Genomic DNA, 20,566 nt, shown 5'->3' on the forward strand with positions numbered 1-20,566 from the left:
AACAGACAGAACAATGAAAACGAACATATTAAAAAAATATAGCCTGTTACTTTGTACCGGCATGTTAATGATCTCGGCTTGTACCAAAAATTTCGAGGATATCAATACCAACCCATCTGCTTATGGAGCAGCAACTTTTGATCCCAATTATACGTTAACCACTGCTCAGCTTACCTATACCGGCAGTATCGATTTTGCTTACGATACCTGGAGGGGAAATTTAATATATTCTTCTACCATGATGCAGGGACTTTCTACCGTGGTAAGTTACTGGGCAGGAGATAAATATTTACTAAACGAAGGATATACCGCAGCATACTGGGGCAGCACAACCGTAGGTGCTTATGTAGAGCAGGTTAAACCGATTGTAGATATTGTTGAATTTACAAAAGGATCTCCTAAATATAATAATGTGCGCCAGGTGGCCCGTTTATGGAAAGCACTGATCTTTGAACGCATTACGGATTTATATGGCGATGCACCGTATTCGGAAGCAGGACAAGGTTATTATACCGGCAACCTGGCACCAAAATATGATAAACAACAGGCCATTTATACCGATTTATTAAAAGAAGTAGAAGAAGCCACCAATGCATTGGATGTTAATGGTGATAAAGTTACCGGCGATGCCATTTATAAAGGTGATATCAACAAATGGAAAAGGTTCGGAAATACCCTTTTGTTGCGTATTGCGATGCGTTTGACCAAAGTGGATGCAAACACAGCCAAAGCCTACGCCCAAAAAGTGATCGGTAAAACCATGCTCAGTAACGATGATAACGCTTTTGTTAAACATGATGTATCTGGTGCAAGGGTAACGCAAAATAGAAATAGCCAGGTATTATCGGGCGATGGTGGTCAGGAAAATTATTATGTTAAATGGTCGCAAACTTTCATCAATAAATTAAAAACAGCAAACGATCCGCGTTTAGCAAAAGTTGCCGTTACAGGTCTATATCTGGATGAAAACAGTAAAACACAAAATCCCAATTTCAGTGCCGATCCGCTTCTGCAAAAAGGAATGCCTAATGGAAAAGACTTAAGCGGTATTGCGGGCAGAGATGTGCGGCAAGATGCTTCTTACACTACGTTTCCGGCTTATTCGTCGCCTAACCCGGCAATGATTAAAAAGGACGGGGTTACTTTTATTTTAACCTATGCCGAAAGCGAATTTTTATTGGCAGAAGCGGCACAAAGATGGGGTGTAGGCGGTTCGGCTGCTACCCATTATGCCAGTGGATTATCTGCAGGTATCACTTTCTTATCACAGTACGATGCCAGTTTAGCCATTTCAGGTACGGTTGCTGATGCTTATGCAGCAGCCAATCCTTATGTTGCTGCCAATGGTTTAGAAATGATCAATACCCAATATTGGTTGCATACCTGTACCATGCTCGATTTTTATGAAACATGGTCTAACTGGCGCAGATCCGGATTTCCGGCTTTAACTCCAGTGGTTTATCCAGGTAATGCCACCAATGGTACCATTCCACGTCGATTCCCATACCCGGTAGAAGAAGCGGCCAAAAATAACGCCAATTACAAAGCAGCCTCTTCGGCTGTACCTGGTGGTGATAACCTCACAGGCAGGGTTTGGTGGGATAAATAAAAATAAATCATCCCGATTTATACCTGGCCGGCAGTGCAACATGCACTGTCGGCTTTTTTATAACCTGTTTTTTGGACAAACGTTTGCGCAGTATTTCTTGTAAAAAGCTGATATTGAAAATATTAACTTCGCTATCATAGTGGCATCCTAAACCAAATCCATTGTGAATCTTAACCTGTTTAAACCAAAGAAAATGAAAAAATCAATCAGCCTATTGGTGGCAACGCTCGCTTTTACCGTTTGCCTGTTCAGTAGTTTTACATCTGCTAAAATTACTGTTGTTCCGAAAAAAACTATCCTTAGAGGTGTAGTTACCGTTACTAAAAACTTTACAACCAGTAATGGCCTGCCTGCTATTGCAACACTTACCTACACTACCGGGCAGGTTTACTCTGGCATCACAGTAACTATCCAGGGCGAGGGCAATGTTCCGTTAACCAGCGTTTCACACTCAACCGGTACCATTTATGCCGATCGTTTTGAAGGTTATAAAGCCGGTTCTTATTACGAATATTTTGTAGACCTATTGGTAACCGGAAACCCAACCATAGGCTGGCAGATTGCAGAGGCAAGTGCCGAAGCTGTTGTTATTTAATTATTTAATAGAGGTCTACTGCTTCATTTGCAGCAGTTTTTTGCAGAACCGGCATTGCCAAAAGCTTTGCTGGTTTTTTTATGGTAACATTTCTAATCTGTTTTTTGATTAACGGCGCATTAATTTGATATTTATAGATCAAACCAAACTTTAAATGAAATTCAGATTTATACTTACCACCTTTTTGTGTGCAGGTTTATTTGTACATGCGCAACAAGGGCCAAAAAAGAGTCAGTCAAAAGAGACTGTAACCACTACGCAGGTTACCGTTAAAGATGAACCCAAATCATCGGCAAACGAAAGAAACATAAAAGTAGAAAGCTCCGTAATCACCAACCATTCGGTAACGATCGATGGAAAAGCTGTTCCATACAAGGCCACTACCGGTACACTTCCGGTTTGGGACGAAGACGGCAAACCCATTGCCGGTTTGTTTTATACCTATTATGAGCGTAGCGATGTGCAGAACCGTGATAAAAGACCCTTGGTAATTTCTTTTAACGGTGGCCCGGGTTCTGCATCAGTTTGGATGCACATAGCCTATACAGGTCCGGTGGTGCTCAATATCGATGATGAAGGTTATCCTGTGCAGCCTTACGGTTATAAAGAAAATCCATATTCTATTTTAGATGTTGCCGATGTGGTTTACATCGATCCCGTTAATACCGGTTATTCGAGGGCAGTGAGCAAAGATATTCCAACCAATAAATTCTTCGGTGTACGTGCCGATATTAAATACCTGGCCGAGTGGATCAATACTTTTGTAACCCGTAACAACCGCTGGGCTTCGCCAAAATTTTTAATCGGCGAAAGTTACGGTACCACCCGTGTTTCGGGCCTGGCGCTAGAGCTGCAGAACAGCCAGTGGATGTATTTAAACGGCGTGGTGCTGGTATCGCCAACCGAACTGGGTATTGAGCGTAGTGGCCCCGTTGATGCCGCTTTACGTTTACCTTACTTTGCAGCTACCGCCTGGTACCATAAAGCCTTGGCGGCCGATTTACAAGGCAAAGATTTAACCGCCATGTTGCCCGAGGTAGAAAGTTTTACCATTAATGAGCTCATTCCGGCCATTTCGCAGGGTGGAATGTTAAGTGCCGATAAAAAGAAAGCCATAGCAACAAAAATGGCGCGTTATTCTGGCCTTTCGGAAAAAGTAATTTTAGATTATAACCTCAACGTACCTACCGATTTCTTTTGGAAAGAGCTATTGAGGGATAAAGGTTTTACTGTTGGGCGCTTAGATTCGCGCTACCGCGGTATTGATAAAATGAGCGCTGGCGAAGGGCCAGATTATAATGCAGAACTGACTTCCTGGCTGCATTCATTTACCCCGGCTATTAATATGTACATCCGCAACGAGCTTAATTATAAAACTGATTTAAAATATAATATGTTCGGCGCTGTATATCCCTGGGATAAAACAGGAGATCAAACAGGTGATAACCTCCGTCAGGCGATGGCACAGAATCCGTACCTGCATTTATTGGTGCAATCGGGCTATTATGATGGTGCCTGTGATTATTTTAATGCAAAATACAGCATGTGGCAGTTAGATGCAGCGGGTAAACTACAGGATAGGATGAGTTGGGAAGGTTACCGCAGCGGGCACATGATGTACCTCCGTAAAGATGACCTGAAAACGGCAAATAGTCACATCCGCGAGTTTATTAAAAAAGCATTGCCAAAGCCAGGCGAGGCCGCTAAATTCTAACATTTTAGAGTTGACAAGTTTCCTATGCACATTAATATTAATTTGTTAACTCTCCTCGCCAAGGTCCATGTCTTCACGGACCTCTTTTTTTGATTCAATTGTTCTGCGTTTTTTATTTTTTTGGAGCGCAGAGGCAGTACAATGATTAAAGGTTCGTCCTGCTTTACATTACAAGTCCTCACTCGTGCCTCGTTTGCGGGCTTTTCATTTCAATCAGGGCTAGGTAGGTAGGGTGTGGCACGGAAACCCCTCATTGTTAAATTAAATACGTTTCTTTTTTGGAAAAATGAAACGTTCCTACGGAACGAAAAACATGAAATGTTTTTTTCTGCTACCTATGACACGTCCCTGTGGGACGTTTTGGGTACCCGTGGTAAAAACGGTTAAATTAATCCTCCCATCGGGACGACTCCTGGGTAGCCAATTGTATAATTGGCGTTTACGTTCCGTTAGGAATGTTTTGGTTATCATCCGATGTTATAATCTTCTCGCCCATACCTGTATCTTCATCAATCTCTTTTAGGAAATGGCACGGAAACCCCTCATCGTTGCAAGAACAGGTGTAATCTAAACCTGATCGGACGGATCCCGATTTTTCATCGGGAGGAGGAAGAGCAGGACGGATCCCAATCCAATAACCACTGAAACTGCTTTCCAAAAACAAAAGAAATAAATCGTATTTATAACGCTCTTTTATCAGCCTTGCTAAAGCGGTTTATTGTCTCCAAAAACGCAAACAAAAAACTGTTCGCTACAAACTAAAAATAATTACTTATTTTTGTGGTTCAATTATGCAGCAGATAAAAACATCATTCGATTTTGAGAAACCTATTGCCGATTTAGTTCAGCAGATAGAAAAGGTTAAGCAAGTTGCCGAAAAAACCAAGGTAGATATGTCTGCCACGTTAGATGAGCTTGATGGTAAATTAGAAGAAACTACCAATAACTTATATAAAAATTTAACCGGTTGGAACAAGGTTCAGATGAGCCGTCATCCTGATCGTCCGCAAACCCTTGATTATATTAACATGATCTGCGATGATTTCATCGAGATGCATGGTGATAGAACGGTTAAGGATGATAAAGCGATTATCGGTGGTTTTGCCACCATAAACGGTCAAACCGTTATGGTTATCGGCCACCAAAAAGGTAAAAATACCAAAGAGCGTCAGTTCCGTAATTTCGGAATGGCTAACCCGGAAGGTTACCGCAAAGCTTTACGTTTAATGCGTTTGGCTGAGAAATTTAACAAACCGGTAGTTTCTTTTATTGATACGATGGGTGCTTACCCGGGTTTAGAGGCAGAAGAACGCGGACAAGGTGAAGCGATTGCCAGAAACCTGTTAGAAATGTCGGTATTACGTGTGCCGATTATCTGTATCGTGGTGGGTGAAGGTGCTTCTGGTGGTGCTTTAGGTATCGGTATTGGCGATAGGGTATATATGCTAGAGCATACCTGGTATTCGGTAATCTCTCCTGAATCTTGCTCATCTATTTTATGGAGAAGCTGGGATTTTAAAGAGAAAGCCGCTGAATGTTTGAAATTAACGTCTGACGATATGTTTGGTAACAAATTAATCGATGGCATTATCCCTGAACCGCTTGGTGGTGCACACCAGGATCCGGAATTAATGGGCAGAACTTTAAAAGATTATATCATCAAAGATTTAGCTACTTTGGGTAAACTAAAAACCGATAAACTGATCGAACAAAGAATTGATAAATTCTGTGCGATGGGTGTTGTAAACGAATAATCGTTGAAAAAATAATATTTGAATCCTGTTCGGCAATGCTGAACAGGATTTTTTTTGTGCAAGTTGCTCACGCGTGGTTTTTACAATAAAATCGTAAAGCTATTGCTGCGCTCGTTAGAAACGAGCGCAAACATTATCGAGTAGCTCACGCTCGTTTCTAACGAGCGTGTAAATAGGATACCGTATCTTACGGTGTCAGTATCTGTATATTTCTGGATTTACAAGAAATCGTAAGGCTATTGCTGCACTCGTTAGAAACGAGTGCAAACATTATCAGGTAAGCTCATCATATTTTATGATATAGCTACCGATACTTAAAACCGAGTATAAATATTTATATGTTAGTTAATCAATATCCAGCAGCTCAACCTCTATTGGTCCCCCAAGGCCATGATAATTAGATGCAGAGCTATAAGTGTAATGTTGAGGATCAGACACAATTCCAGCCAGAACTGGATTTTGATGGATATAGTTTAATTTTTGAAATGTAAACTCTGGACTAATTAGTTCAACAGCATGGTAACCATCTTGCCATACTTTATAATTTTCAATGCGGGTTATATACTTTGCAGCAAAATCAAATTTATTTAATAACCACTTTTTCCGACTTTCATTTCCTGAATTAATCTCTTCAATAATTGCCCTATTTGTGAATTTTTTAAAATCTCTGACAATTTCAAAAAGCTTTACACTTCCGCTGGCGGATGCAATGAGATGTATATGATTGGTCATTAGGCAATACGCATATAGTGTCAATCCTTTTTTTGATTGACAGTATTTTAGCGAGTTAATAATGATTTCTTTATGAGATAAACGAGTAAATATATCAACCCAATCTACAATTGTAAAGGTTAGGAAATAAATTCCTTCCGGATCCCTGGCTTGATATTGATCTGACATATATTAAAAGTATTTATTTATTCGGGAAAATCATAAAATTAATTTATGGTGTACTCACGCTCGTTTCTAACGAGTGTGTAAATAACTTATCGTATTTACGATGTCGAATATTTTATTACGATAAAATCGTAAAGCTATTGCTGCACTCGTTGGAAACGAGCGCAAACGCATAAAAAAAAGCAGCTACAAATTAATGTAGCTGCTTTATAATCTATTTTCAAAATCCGCTTATTGCTGCGGACCCTGCTGTTGCGGGAAGAAAGCCGAAAGGCGATTCTCTAAAGCATTGAATGTTTTCTGAAGCTTATCGCTTAATTTATCCTGACCAGCGGCTTTACTCGTTTTGATCATTCTGTCTAAATAGTATAAGCCTGTTTGGATATTCTGCGATCCGGTTAAACCTTTCGATTGCGAGATATCGGCTAGGTAGGTAAGTTCTTTATTGATATAAACTCCGGATTTATCTATTATATCGTTCGCTCTCGCCGTTTCGCCCAATTTATATAAGTTTTCGGCCATATAGAACTTCACTACAACGGTACGGATACCAAAGAATTTATCTGTTGGCATTACCGCAAAATATTTGTCTACAACTTTCTTGGCCCCATCAATTTTACCGTCTTTAATCAGGCTGCCGGTTAAGCTGCTGAAAATGTTGGTGAAAATAAAAGTATCATCTGACGATTGTGGATCTAAATATTTAGCGGTTTTCATATTACCCCACTTAAATTTTGTCATCACGTTGTTGTACATCGCAGGTGTATTCAACTGCTCTGGTCTATCTTCTGATGCTGTTGTATCAGCTTTTAGCGGTAATAAGCGTAAAGCCAAACCTTCGCTGTACAAATACTTGTCTAAACCATTATATTGCTCAGAAGGTACGGTAGAAGCAAAATAAATAGGACGTTTCCAATTGTTGTGTGCAAGGATATCGAACATAGCCAATGTACCTTTGGTTACATAACCTTTGTTAAACTTCCAGTCCATTTCTGTTGCTATTTTCGAAGCATCTGCTGCTGGCACCGTTCCTGTACTTACCACTTGTTGCGGATCTATCGTAATTTTAAGATTTTTGGTTGGCAGGAAGTTAGATTTTGTGCCATCCTGCATCGGTACTTTATCGCTCTCATCGTTTGATAGCAATAAATCAACTACATTTTTAAGCTCAATACTGCCCGCAATTTTATAATCATCATACGGCATTACATCTCTTTCGCCCTGTACATATTGCTCAGGTTTCATCGTGATAGGCAATGGCGCCGATTCATTTTGTTTTTGTCTTAAACCATTAATGTACCAATCCGTATCAAATAAACTTAAGTTTACAATACGCACATCCGGGCGCACATTTTCTACCTCCTGGATGTACCAAAGTGGGTAGGTGTCATTATCGCCATAGGTGAATAAGATGGCGTTTGGCGCACACGATTGCAGGTAATCCAATGCAATATCGTGTGGAACCAACTTGGTTGAGCGGTCGTGGTCATCCCAGCCCTGCTCGGCCATAATTACCGGAGCAGCCAATAAACCGATAACCGTTGCACCAATGGCGCCTGTGGTTGGGGTTAATTTTTTAAATAGCCATTCCTTAATGGCGAGTGCCCCGAGACCTATCCATATTGCAAAGGCATAAAACGATCCTACATAAGCGTAATCCCTTTCGCGCGGTTCTAATGGTTTTTGATTTAAATATAATACAATGGCAATACCAGTAAAGAAGAATAATAAAGCCACTACACCAGCATCTTTCTGGTTGCGTTTGAAATGCCAAAGCGCACCGATAATGCCCATTAATAAAGGTAAGAAGAAGAAACGGTTATAAGCTTTATTGTCGACAGTTGATGGCGGCAAATGACTTTGATCGCCTCTCAACATGGCATCAATTGGTTTAATACCGCTGATCCATTCGCCTTCAAAACCACTTCCCTGACCTTGCTCATCGTTCTGGCGACCAACAAAGTTCCAGAAGAAATAACGCATATACATGTAACCGATCTGGTAACTGGCCAAAAAGCCAACATTATCAACCAGGTTAGGATTTTTTGAATCATCTAAATGCATCCATTCTTTGTAAAAACTCGCATGTCTCGCATCGTCACTGTACATACGTGGCAGCAAAGTATTGTTATTATACTCATAGTCGGTTTTTTTGCCTGCTACTTCATATTTGTCTTTACCTTTTCTCCAGATGGTTTTTCCTTCGGTTACACCTGTTCTTTCTGAGTTGTAATTAGGGCCGTAACCTAATGGTCTATCGCCATATTGTTCACGGTTGAGGTAACTTAAGAAAGAGAAAGCATCTTTAGGAGCACTGTTATTTAAGTTCGGATCAGCTTTGGCCCTGATGATGATCATCGAGAAAGAGGCGTAACCGAAAATGATCAATACAACCGAAAGTAAACCTAAGTTTAACAATTTCTTTTGGTGTTTGATGGAATAACGGATTCCCCAAACCAAAGCTCCGATTAATAAAATAGCGAAGAATAAAACGCCGGTTCCAAAACCAAGACCTAAGGTGTTTACAAAGAAAAGATCGAAATAAGCACCGAATGAAACCAAATATTGAATAATACCATATTGGATTACCGCTAAAATCAGGATACCCACAATAAGGGTTTTGAAAATACCTGCTGTGGTTGCTTTATCTGTTCTTTTAAAATAATAGATAAAAGCAAGTGCCGGGATGGTTAATAAGTTTAATAAGTGGATACCGATTGATAAACCCATGATATAGGCAATAAACAATAACCAGCGATCGGCACGCGGCTCATCTGCATGTGCTTCCCATTTAAGGATGGCCCAGAAAACAATTGCGGTAAATAACGACGATTGCGCATAAACCTCCGATTCTACAGCCGAGAACCAGAAACTATCAGAGAAAGTATAAGCCAGCGCACCAACGGCACCTGCACCCATAATGCTGATTAATTTACCAGTGGTTAGTTCTTCGCCAGCATTTAATATCGTTTTTTTAGCCAATGCTGTGATTGTCCAAAATAGGAATAAAATAGTTGCTCCGCTTGATACGGCCGAACCTACGTTCATCCAATATGCAATTCTGGTTAAATCTCCGGTTGCGAAGATGGAGAAGAAACGCTGGATCATTAAGAATAAAGGTGCACCTGGCTGGTGAACAACCTGCATCCTGAATGCCGATGCGATAAATTCGCCGCAGTCCCAAAAACTTGCAGAAGGCTCTAAGGTTAAAACGTAAGTTATTGTAGCAATTAAAAAGCAGATCCAGCCTACTATATTATTAACTTTTGAATAATTCATTGGTTTGTTTAATGATATTAAAAATTGTTTTCACATAAAAATGCTGCCGAAATTAACTATTCTAGTCGATAAAACAGGTAAATTTTTGGATTGATTTAACAATTTTTAACGGCCTAAGCCTGTTACATAAAGGATTTTAATCTGGTTGAAAAGTAAAAACCCATAGGCAGAAATATTAAAATCTGCCCATGGGTTAAAATTTAGAATGTTTTAGGCTTAGCCTGCTGCATAAGGTGCAAAGCGGGCAAACAGGTCATTATATAGTTTTTCGAGACTTTTGCTCAGCTCAGTTTGTTTAAATACTCCGGTTAATTTTGCCATTTGACCTAAATAACCAAGGTAGAAACGCACGTTCTGCTCGGCTGCCAACTGGTTTTTACTTTCCGAAAGGTCGGCAAGGTGGGTGAGTTCCTTTCCAACATAATCGGCTGTTTTTTTTATCATTGCATTGGCGCGGTTCAGGTCGTTTAAGCGGTAAAGGCTTTCGGTAAAATAATAGGTGCTCATTACCTGGCGCATACTGTAAAATTTAGCCGGGATTACCGCAACGTACTTATCCGCTACTTTTTTGCTCTCCGCAATTTTACCTTCGTTGATCATGCCGTTTAATAAACCGTTAAACATATTCGATAACATGGTTACATCATCAGCAGATTGCCTGTCTAAATGATTGGCATTTTTAATGTTACCAAAACCATAAACATTCATCAGGTTGTTGTACAAAGGTTTAATGTTGATTCTGTCGTAGTCTTCGGTAATAGCCGTATCGGGTTTTAATGGAAGCAGCCTTTTGTTCAATCCTTCCGAATAAAGGTATTTGTTCAGTCCCACATATTGCTCATCGGGCATGGCTCCGGTAAAATAAATGGGTCGTTCCCAATTGTTATGTGCCAAAATATCGAATAACGCCAAAGTTCCTTTGGTTACGTAATTTTGGTTAAACGTCCATTCCATACTATTGGCAATTTTACCCGCATCTTCTTTGGGTACCGTACCCGTATCTAAAACCTGTTGCGGATTTACCGCAAGTTTCAGATTCTTTGTAGGTAAAACATTGTATTTCGAGCCATCGTTCATGGTTACCTTATCCTCATCGTGATCGGAGAGAAGGATATCTAAAATTTGCTGTAACTCGATATGCTGAGCAACTTTATAATCCTGGTAGTACATAATGTCCCTCGTGCCTTCAACATATTGCTCAGGTTTTAAGGTGATGGGAAGTGGTGCTGATTCATTTTGCTTTCTGCGCATGCCGTCGATATACCAATCTGCTGTGAATAAACTCAGGTTTACCACCCGCACATCCGGACGTACATTTTCCACTTCCTGCGCATACCAAACAGGGTAGGTGTCGTTATCGCCGTAAGTAAACAGAATAGCGTTAGGGGCACATGATTTAAGGTAGTTAACCGACATATCCCTGGCTACATGACTATCAGAACGGTCGTGATCATCCCAGCCCTGGTTGGCCATAATAACCGGCGCACCGAACAAAGCAATAACCGAAGCAAAAATACTCGCACGTGCTGGCGTTAATTTTTTAAATACCCATTCCTTCAGTCCAAATACTCCTAATCCTATCCAGATGGCGAAGGCATAAAATGAGCCTACATAGGCATAATCCCTCTCGCGGGGTTCAATCGGTACAGAATTTAAGTAAACAACAATCGCAATTCCGGTAAAAACAAATAATAAACCGATAACACCAGCGTCTTTTTGGTTGCGTTTAAAGTGCCAAACTGCGCCGATCAAACCAATAATCAAAGGCAAAAAGAAAAACCTGTTATAGGATTTGTTCTCTATAATGGATGGGGGCAGATTTTTTTGACTGCCAAGCCTCATCGCATCCACAGGTTTAATGCCGCTGAGCCAGTTACCGTCTTTGCCTCCAAATTGTCCATCTTCGTTATCCTGCCGCCCTACAAAATTCCACATAAAATAACGCATGTACATCTGCCCGGTCTGGAAAGAGAACAGATATTTTAAATTATCGATAAGCGTAGGTTTATGTGCATCATCAAAACCCATATAATTTTTATAAAAGCGTACATGCTCAGGTTTATCGCTGTACATCCGTGGCATTAAAGTTTGATCAGCAAAAACATAGGCCGATTTTGTTCCCGCCGATTCATATTTTTTGTCGCCTTTGCGAAATATTTTGCCTGTTTCTTTAATATCGATTTTTTCTGAATTGTAATTCTCGCCATAAAGTAAAGGCCTGTCGCCATATTGATCGCGGCCCAGGTATCTCGAAAGTGAGAATACATTGTCTACATTATAATTGTTCAGGTTAGGTTTGGCCTGTGCCCTGATAACCAATAATGCGTAGGAGCTGTATCCAAATAAAAGCAGTACGGTGAATAATAGAATCAGGTTTAAAGCCCTTTTGTTTTTGAGGATAGAATAACGGATGCCATACACCAGGCCTCCGATTAATAAAACAGCAAAAAACAATATCCCCGAGCCGAAGCTTAAATTCATGGTGTTTACAAAAAAGTAATCGAAGCTTGCTGCAAGCGACACCATGTATTGAATGATGCCAAATTGAACCACAGCTAGAGCAGCAATGGAAACAAAAAATATTTTTAGAACACCTTGCCAGCTGGGCGATGGATTTTTTTTAAAATAATAAACAAATATTAATGCAGGGATGGTAAGCAGGTTTAAAATATGCACACCGATAGAAAGCCCCATAATATAGGCTACAAAAAGTAACCACCGGTCTGCTTTTGGTTCATCGGCCTGTGATTCCCATTTTAAAATACCCCAAAATACAATCGCACTACAAAGCGACGACATGGCGTAAACCTCAGCCTCTACCGCCGAAAACCAGAAACTGTCAGAAAAGGCATAAGCCAAAGCGCCAACCAAACCGGCACCCATAATGCCAATGATTTGCTGTTTGCTGATTTCTTCACCTTTTTTAATCACCGTTTTCTTTGCCAAAGCTGTAATTGTCCAGAATAAAAATAAAATGGTTCCTGCGCTTGCAAGAGCCGAAGCAATGTTGATAAAGTAAGCTGCCTTGGTTTTATCGCCAAAAGCCAGGGCAGAGAATAATCTTTGGATCATGGAGACTATGGGGGCGCCAGGCTGGTGCACTACCTCCATTCGGAAGGCTGAGGAGATGAATTCGCCACAGTCCCAGAAACTTACGGATTGATCTAAAGTTAAGATGTACGTGAGTGCGGCAACGCTAAAACAGAGCCAGCCTCCAATGGTGTTAATCCTTGAATAATTCATAGTAAAAATTTAGTCTTTGATAATAAATGATTTAAGTGGTTCGCAATAAAAAAAGTCGTAGAAAAAAATAAAATGTTGCATCAGATATGATCATTTTTTTATCTTTGCATCGCAAACAAAGAACAGCAGGAAAGAAATTAAAAATATTTTAAAATCACTCTTGCATATTTAAAATAAGGTTCCTACATTTGCATTCCCTTTCGAGGAGAATATCCTTGATAAATTTTGTCCGATAGTATAAGGGTAGTACAACGGTTTTTGGTACCGTTTGTCTTGGTTCGAATCCAGGTCGGACAACAGAAATTTAACGTCGGATCATGTTTAAATCTACATGATCCGATTTTTTTTAACCGTAAACTACACACGGACCATGCCATTGCAGTTTAACCCGGTAAAACTTTTTTCCGGAACAGGTTCTAAGGGATTATCACTGAAGATTGCCGAACACTACGGCAAACCACTTGGTAGCGTAACCATCCACAAATTCAGCGATGGAGAGTTTCAACCTTCTTTTGATGAGTCAATTCGTGGTAGTGATGTTTTTCTCATCCAGTCTACTTATCAGCCAAGCGATAACTTAATGGAACTTTTGCTAATGGTTGATGCCGCTAAAAGAGCATCTGCACATTACATTACAGCAGTTGTTCCTTATTATGGTTTAGCCCGTCAAGACAGGAAAGATAAACCGCGTGTAGCAATCGGCGCCAAATTGGTGGCTAATTTATTAAAGTCGGCAGGTATCCACCGCATCATGACGATGGATTTACATGCTGCACAGATACAGGGTTTCTTTGATATCCCGGTTGATCACTTAGATGGATCGGTAATCTTTGTTCCTTATATCAAAAGCTTAGGCTTAAAAAACTTAACTATTGCATCGCCGGATATGGGCGGTTCGTACAGGGCACGTACTTTTGCCAAGTTTTTTAATGCAGAAGTAATTATTTGTGATAAACGCCGTAAACGTGCCAACGAAATCGAATCAATGTCGATTATTGGTGATGTTACCGGACAGGATGTGGTATTGATCGATGATATTTGCGATACTGCCGGAACCCTATCAAAAGCTGCGGCCTTGATTATGGAAAACGGTGCAGCAAGTGTAAGAGCAGTTTGTACACATGCTGTATTATCTGGCAAAGCAATTGAAACCGTAGAAAATTCGGTTTTGACTGAGCTGATCGTGACCGATACAATCCCCTTAAAACAGGAAAGTCCGAAAATCAGGGTGCTAAGTACAGCAAGTTTATTTGCAAGGGCAATTGCCAATGTAAACGAACACGGATCGATTAGTGATCTGTTTAGGGTGTAGCGTTAAGCGCATTGCGATGAGCGCTTAAAACGCCGAACGCTTAGCGCTAAACAAAAAAGAGTTTAAATAAGGTTGAAGGTAAAAGTTGAAGGCTTAAGGTCTTGATACTCGATACTTAATACTTACTACTAATAAATATAAATAAAATAAAAAAATGAAAACAATCGCAATTAGCGGTTCTCCAAGAGAGAACGTAGGGAAACGCGATGCCAAGGAACTTCGTTACGAAGGTAAAGTTCCGGCGGTATTGTATGGTGGAAAAGAGCAAAAACACTTAGCTGTAGTTATTGCTGATTTAAGAGATGTTATTTATACCCCGGAAGTTAACTTTGTGGAAATTGATGTAAACGGTACTAAAACTAAAGCTATCGTTAAAGATACTCAATATCACCCACTTACCGACGTATTAATGCACATCGATTTTCTTCAGTTATTCGACGAGAAAGAAATCGTTATGGAGATCCCGGTTAAATTAACAGGAACTTCTCCAGGTGTTAAAATGGGGGGTAAATTAATCCAGAAATTACGTAAACTACGTGTTAAAGCATTACCAGCTGATATGCCACAAAACGTAGAAGTAAGCTTAGAGAAATTAGAAGTTGGTAGCTTGTTCCGTGTTCGCGATCTTAAAGGTCAAAAATACGTAATCACTAACACTCCTGAAGATACTATCGTTTCTGTTGCAATGTCTAGAGCATTAAAACAAGCAGAAACTGAAGCTGCTAAAGGTAAAAAATAATCAGGATTCTTAAGATTTTCTGATTTTAAGATGAAGCGTTCCGATTTAAGTCGGAACGCTTTTTTGTTTTTTAAGCGGTCAATTTACCAACGATACCCCCCTTAATGGTATTTTGACTTAGGACTTACGACTCAGGACTCAAAACTTCGGACTCCTGACTTCGGACTTTTTTTTATCTTTGCCCCATGAAATATCTTATAGTTGGCTTAGGGAATATCGGACCGGATTATGCACATACCCGACATAATATCGGTTTTGATATTGCCGATGAACTGGTTAAAGGTTTAGGTGGTAGTTTCGATAATATCCGTCTGGCATATTACGCTGAGGTGGGTTTTAAAGGTAAAAAGCTGCATGTAATTAAACCTACTACCTTTATGAACCTGAGCGGCAAAGCGGTTAACTATTGGATGAAGGAATTAAAAATTGCGCCAGAAAATGTACTGGTTATTGTTGATGATCTTGCCTTGCCATTGGGTAAGTTGAGGTTAAAATTACAAGGCTCCAGCGCAGGGCATAATGGCTTAAAAAGTATAGAGGAGGTTTGTGGCGGACAAAACTATGCTCGCCTCCGCTTCGGTATTGGTAACGATTATCCAAAAGGCCGACAGGTAGATTTTGTTTTAGGTCTCTTTGATAAAAACGAACAATTGGAACTGCCTGCACTCATTGATAAAAGTGTAGAGCTGATTAAAAGTTTTGTTACCATTGGGCCGGCTCATACTATGACGGCTTTTAATAAATAAGGTTGGTTAACTGGTTAATTGTTTAAATTGGTTAATTGATCAGATGGATCAGCATTCATTATTAAAAAAAGCCTGTAAAATTGTTATTTGAATAGCATTGCAGAAGTTCTTTTTAATGTTCGCCCTGCTTTTCATTACAAGTCCGCACTCGTACCTCGCTTGCGGGCTTTCCATTTCAATCAGGTATAGAAAAACAATGTTTATACTGCTATTGAGTGTTAAATACCATAGATTTAGTTTCCGAATCCATGGCTTGTGCCCTCGCAGGCCATTTTGAAGACAACTTCTCTGCATCCTGCAACCCAAAATAGCACTACAAATCCGTGCCACCTAAACCCGATCGCAGTGGTTCCGATGCATACCGATAAATTACCATACCAGATCAATTGGCATCGGAAGAAACGGAGAGCGGGACTGCATCAACCTAAAAGCATCTGTACCTGATTTCCAGAAAAAAACGGCTATTCTTATTTGTTTGGTGACTTAACCAAACATGGAGTTGTTGAGATAACAGAGGGTTATTAAACAAAAAAAGACCATCTTTCGATGATCTTTTAATAAAATATAGTTAGTTAATGATTATTTAACTTTTTCCTGAGCCCTTGCAATGTAAGCATCAATCAACTGCGCTTCTGCACTCTCAGGATATTGTGTTTTTACTTTAGTATAGGCATCAACAGCACCTTTAAAATCATTTTGACTTTCGTTAACCAATCCTAATTTCTTTAAGAACATTGGCGAAGTAAATTTACTTGCTTTATCAGCCGCTTTTTTATAGTAAGTAGCTGCTTGTTTGTAGTCTTTCAACTCGCTGTAAGCATCACCCAATAAACCTAAAGCCAATGGATCTGCAACCGGGCTACCAGTAGCGCTATATTTGCTTAACGATTCGATAGCTTGTTTGTACTCGCCTTTACGTAAGTAAATACCACCTAAATAAAGGTTAGCTAAGTTTGCTGATTTAGTGTTATCGTATTCTTTAGCAATTTGCTCTAAGCCTGGATAACCACCTTCGCCTTTAACTGCTCTGTTCGATAATGAATCTACCCCAACAAATTGTTCTGCTTTGTACATTTTGCTAGCGGCTTCTTCAGCGCGACCTTTCAAATACACGCCTTGATACCAAAGATATATTAAAACTAATAAAACTACAGCACCTGCTATAAACAGTAAGCTCTTATTATTCTCTTGTAAAAATGAACCTTTTTTAGTTGGTTGAATTGTCTGGTTATCTGTTGTAGACATGTTTGTTTAAAAAATTTAAGAACGCAAAAATACATTTTTCAATCAAAGTATCAACCTTTATTTTGAAGTATTTGATTAAACATTAGTTATTTAGGGATGTAGAACTGCAAAATGGCCATCACAATTAGCGTAGTAAGCTAATTAATGTGTTAAACCACGTTTGGTTGTCGCTAAAAATGCCGGTGTGGTTAATTACCAGGTATACCGTTTGGCTTTCTGAACGGCTTATGGCTGATCTGATCCTGATTGGTTGCCAGAATAATCCGAAGTTTTTTGCAGATGAGGCCGGGAAAACGTCGTCGAAACCCATATAAACTTCTTCTATATTGGATAATGGGAGTTCTAATTGTTCGTCGCCGGTAATAAAAAGACCATTTGATGCCAACAGGATATTGCCTTCGTGATTATGACGCGGTTTTAAGAACGAAAATAAACCGGCTATTTTTTTGATCCAGCTTGAATTTTTTTCATCGGTCAGTTCGTGGTCGTACGACCATAGAACATTTCCCTCTAACATTTTTTGTGCTACCATCTAAATTTTTTCCTTGCTATGAAAGTACAATTTTTTTAAATGTAATTAACGTTAATTTTAAACAATGGATGTTAAGAGGTTAAAAAACGGTAAATTTGTGACATATTTATGTGGTTAAAAAACATTACCCTTCTAAATTTCAAGAACTATAGCGATGCAGATCTCCATTTCTCGGAAACTGTAAACGTTTTTACGGGTAACAACGGTTCGGGCAAAACCAATATGCTCGATGCCATCCATTATCTCTGTCTATGTAAAAGTTACTTTAACCCCATCGATAGTCAGCAGATTAAAACCAGTGAAGAGGTGTTTATGATTCAGGGTGATTTTGACCGTAATGAAAAAAACGAAAAAATCTCCTGCGGGGTAAAACGCAACCAAAAAAAACAGTTTAAACGCAATAAAAAGGAATACGATAAACTAGCCGATCACATCGGACTTTTCCCGGTGGTAATGGTTTCGCCCTATGATGTAAACCTGATTATGGAAGGCAGTGAGGAGCGGAGGAAATTTATCGATAATGTGATTTCGCAAACCGACGCCCATTACCTCGATCAGCTGATTACCTACAACCGCATTCTGTTAAATCGAAATGCCTTATTAAAACAGATTGCCATTACACGAAAATACGATCCGACGTTGCTCGAAATTCTGGATGAGCAATTGGTTATTGCGGGTAAGAAGATTTTTGCCATCCGTAAAGCCTTTATGGATGAGTTTATTCCGTTGTTTAACCAATATTATACTTATCTTACCGAAAACAAGGAAATCGTTGAGCTGAATTATCAATCTCAGTTAAATGAGGCTACTTTCGAAGAACTGTTGAGGAAGTCAGTTGAAAAAGACCGGGTATTGGAGCGGACTACCACGGGGATTCATAAAGATGAACTTGCTTTTGTAATTAGTGGTATGCCTTTAAAGAAGTTTGGTTCTCAGGGTCAGCAAAAGTCTTTTTTAATCGCTCTAAAAATTGCCCAGTACGCTTACCTCGCCAAAAACAAAGGCTTTAAACCCTTACTGTTATTGGATGATATTTTTGATAAGCTGGACGATCACCGTGTTCAAAAACTGATGCAAATGGTTTCGCACCATGATTTTGGACAAATATTTATTACAGATACCGGAAAAGAAAGGGTAAAATCAATTTTTGAAAAAATAGAAGTTGATGTAACTTTGTTTGAAGTTGATAACGGAACTATAGAAAATGCGTAAACCCAATGATGTTACTGTAAAAGATGCCATCAGCAAAATGCTGGATGTTTACCGTTTGCGCCGTAAATTTGATGAAACTTCGATCTTATCCATCTGGCCGGAGATTATGGGTACGGCAATAGCCAACCGCACCAAACAAATTTATATCCACGATAAAAAACTGTTTCTGCGCATAGAATCATCTGTAATCAAAAACGAACTGATTATGGTACGCCAGGGGATTATCCAGAAATTAAATGAACATGCCGGCACTCAGGTAATTACCGAAATGGTGTTTTTATAAGAAACAATAAAAGGGCATCAGTTTAGTACTCATGCCCTTTATATTTTAATAGGGGGATACCCCTGCTAAAGACTGTAGACTTCGGACTCAAGACTAAATTAGCTTCTTCCTCCGCCGAATATCTTTGCCAAAATCCAGATTACCAGCGCTACTACTACTACAACTACAAGTACGCCTACCCAAACGCCGGCTTTAAATATACCTTCTACTAGTTCACAACTACTTAAGGTAGTGCATAAAAATGCGATCAGTGCTAAAGGGAATGCTTTTTTCATATCTATGTTAATTTGTAATAGCTAACATCGGATATTAAAGAAAAGTTTTAATTGTGGGATTATTTAGCTCGATTCTAAAGAGATTTTTCTGGGTGTCGGGCGTTTCCATCTGATTGACTCAGTATATTTATCGACTTCGTTGCACCCGATAGCTATCGGTTCCGCTCGAAATGACGGACTAAGGATTATTCTAAAAAAAAGTCGTCATCTCTATCCGAAGGCTATCGGACCAAAATGACGACTTTAATTAATTTATTTAAGATGGTTATCTTACATTTTCCAATTCACATCCTCCATCTTACATTTTAATCTATTTTCCGTTAACCTTCAAAAGCTCAACTTCGAAAATCAAAGTGCTGTAAGGAGGAATGTCTGCTCCTGCACCGCGTTCGCCGTAAGCCAGGTTATAAGGAATAAAGAATTTATATTTAGAACCTGCAGGCATTAACTGTACACCTTCTGTCCAGCCTTTAATTACCTGGTTTAAAGGAAAAGAAATCGGCTCGCCTCTGTCGTAAGAGCTGTCAAATTGTTTTCCGTTTAATAATGTGCCTTTATAATGAACCAGTACCGAATCGGTAGCCAATGGTTTAACGCCTGTTCCGGCGGTTAAAACTTCGTATTGTAAACCACTTGCAGTTGTTTGTACTCCTGCGCGCTTTTTGTTCTGATCTAAGAAATCCTGTCCTTCTTTCATAATTGGTGCGTATTTAATTTTATTTGCTTCAGCTTCTGCTTTGTTTTTTACTGATGATGCTTTAGATAATGCTTCGTTGATGCATTGCTGTGCCTGTTGTTGGGTTAAGATTACCTTGCCGCCTGTAAAAGCATCTTTTAAGCCCTTTAGCAGTACATCGTAATTTAAGGTTGATAATCCGGTTGTTTTTAAGCCGGCGCCGATAGAGGTACCAAAGGCATAACTGGTAGAATCTAAGGTAGATTGTAGACCACCCATTTTTAAAGTTGATGTTTTAGTGGCTGTGGCAGGTTTTTTTGCAGCAGGTTTTTTAGCTGCTGTTTTGGTTTGTGCGTAAGAGGCAACAGCGATACCCGATAAATATACCGCTAAGAAAATTCTTTTCATTATTTATTTTATAGTGTTGATTATTTTTAAGGCCGAAAGATACAAAA

The 20,566-nt window shown here is 39.5% G+C and carries 16 protein-coding genes; 9 read left to right on the forward strand and 7 right to left on the reverse strand.

Annotation, left to right across the window (positions count from 1 at the left end; translation table 11 throughout):
- Positions 1-13: 13 nt before the first annotated feature.
- The 4 genes from H9L23_RS25685 to H9L23_RS25700 all read left to right on the forward strand — a co-directional run bounded on the left by H9L23_RS25685 (position 14) and on the right by H9L23_RS25700 (position 5,672).
- Positions 14-1,609 (forward strand): SusD/RagB family nutrient-binding outer membrane lipoprotein, encoded by a 1,596-nt coding sequence (locus H9L23_RS25685; protein WP_187592949.1) that lies wholly within the window; start codon positions 14-16, stop codon positions 1,607-1,609.
- 193 nt (positions 1,610-1,802) lie between these two features.
- Positions 1,803-2,204, forward strand: a complete 402-nt coding sequence (locus H9L23_RS25690) for a hypothetical protein (protein ID WP_187592950.1) — start codon at positions 1,803-1,805, stop codon at positions 2,202-2,204.
- Between the two features lie 154 nt (positions 2,205-2,358).
- Positions 2,359-3,918, forward strand: a complete 1,560-nt coding sequence (locus H9L23_RS25695) for a S10 family peptidase (protein ID WP_187592951.1) — start codon at positions 2,359-2,361, stop codon at positions 3,916-3,918.
- A gap of 791 nt (positions 3,919-4,709) precedes the next feature.
- Positions 4,710-5,672, forward strand: a complete 963-nt coding sequence (locus H9L23_RS25700; RefSeq protein ID WP_187592952.1) for an acetyl-CoA carboxylase carboxyltransferase subunit alpha — start codon at positions 4,710-4,712, stop codon at positions 5,670-5,672.
- Between the two features lie 345 nt (positions 5,673-6,017).
- On the opposite strand, the gene H9L23_RS25705 is transcribed toward H9L23_RS25700, so the two are convergent.
- The 3 genes from H9L23_RS25705 to H9L23_RS25715 form a co-directional block, all read right to left on the reverse strand.
- Positions 6,018-6,572, reverse strand: a complete 555-nt coding sequence (locus H9L23_RS25705) for an REP-associated tyrosine transposase (RefSeq protein WP_187592953.1) — start codon at positions 6,570-6,572, stop codon at positions 6,018-6,020.
- A 228-nt stretch (positions 6,573-6,800) separates the two neighbouring features.
- Positions 6,801-9,848: a glycosyltransferase family 117 protein gene (locus tag H9L23_RS25710; protein WP_187592954.1), complete on the reverse strand. Its 3,048-nt coding sequence runs from the start codon at positions 9,846-9,848 to the stop codon at positions 6,801-6,803.
- Between the two features lie 216 nt (positions 9,849-10,064).
- Positions 10,065-13,091, reverse strand: a complete 3,027-nt coding sequence (locus H9L23_RS25715; protein WP_187592955.1) for a glycosyltransferase family 117 protein — start codon at positions 13,089-13,091, stop codon at positions 10,065-10,067.
- Positions 13,092-13,461: 370 nt separating this feature from the next.
- On the opposite strand from H9L23_RS25715, the gene H9L23_RS25720 reads away from it, so the two are divergent.
- From H9L23_RS25720 to pth, 3 genes are all read left to right on the forward strand, one after another.
- Positions 13,462-14,403, forward strand: a complete 942-nt coding sequence (locus H9L23_RS25720) for a ribose-phosphate pyrophosphokinase (RefSeq protein WP_029278327.1) — start codon at positions 13,462-13,464, stop codon at positions 14,401-14,403.
- Positions 14,404-14,557: 154 nt separating this feature from the next.
- Positions 14,558-15,142: a 50S ribosomal protein L25/general stress protein Ctc gene (locus H9L23_RS25725; protein WP_187592956.1), complete on the forward strand. Its 585-nt coding sequence runs from the start codon at positions 14,558-14,560 to the stop codon at positions 15,140-15,142.
- 185 nt (positions 15,143-15,327) lie between these two features.
- Positions 15,328-15,888 (forward strand): aminoacyl-tRNA hydrolase, encoded by a 561-nt coding sequence (gene pth, locus H9L23_RS25730; protein WP_025144146.1) that lies wholly within the window; start codon positions 15,328-15,330, stop codon positions 15,886-15,888.
- 579 nt (positions 15,889-16,467) lie between these two features.
- Here the strand turns inward: pth and H9L23_RS25735 are convergent.
- Both H9L23_RS25735 and H9L23_RS25740 read right to left on the reverse strand, forming a co-directional pair.
- Positions 16,468-17,133 carry a tetratricopeptide repeat protein gene (locus H9L23_RS25735; RefSeq protein WP_025144148.1) on the reverse strand — a complete coding sequence of 222 codons (666 nt, stop codon included), beginning with the start codon at positions 17,131-17,133 and terminating at the stop codon, positions 16,468-16,470.
- Between the two features lie 124 nt (positions 17,134-17,257).
- Positions 17,258-17,665 carry a hypothetical protein gene (locus H9L23_RS25740; protein ID WP_187592957.1) on the reverse strand — a complete coding sequence of 136 codons (408 nt, stop codon included), beginning with the start codon at positions 17,663-17,665 and terminating at the stop codon, positions 17,258-17,260.
- 108 nt (positions 17,666-17,773) lie between these two features.
- Here H9L23_RS25740 and recF point away from each other — a divergent pair, with 108 nt between their 5' ends.
- Positions 17,774-18,877: a DNA replication/repair protein RecF gene (gene recF, locus H9L23_RS25745; RefSeq protein WP_187592958.1), complete on the forward strand. Its 1,104-nt coding sequence runs from the start codon at positions 17,774-17,776 to the stop codon at positions 18,875-18,877.
- Complete coding sequence (locus tag H9L23_RS25750; RefSeq protein WP_025144151.1) at positions 18,870-19,160, forward strand: DUF721 domain-containing protein; 291 nt, start codon at positions 18,870-18,872, stop codon at positions 19,158-19,160. The genes recF and H9L23_RS25750 overlap by 8 nt, the downstream gene beginning before the upstream one ends.
- Positions 19,161-19,258: 98 nt before the next feature.
- On the opposite strand, the gene H9L23_RS25755 is transcribed toward H9L23_RS25750, so the two are convergent.
- The gene (locus H9L23_RS25755; RefSeq protein WP_187592959.1) at positions 19,259-19,435 is read right to left on the reverse strand and encodes a hypothetical protein; all 177 of its coding nucleotides are present in this window, start codon (positions 19,433-19,435) and stop codon (positions 19,259-19,261) included.
- Positions 19,436-19,745: 310 nt separating this feature from the next.
- A complete protein-coding gene (locus H9L23_RS25760) occupies positions 19,746-20,519 on the reverse strand; it encodes an FKBP-type peptidyl-prolyl cis-trans isomerase (protein WP_187592960.1) in 774 nt (257 codons plus the stop codon).
- Between the last annotated feature and the right edge of the window lie 47 nt (positions 20,520-20,566).

The organism is Pedobacter roseus, from assembly GCF_014395225.1.
GTDB lineage: Bacteria > Bacteroidota > Bacteroidia > Sphingobacteriales > Sphingobacteriaceae > Pedobacter > Pedobacter roseus.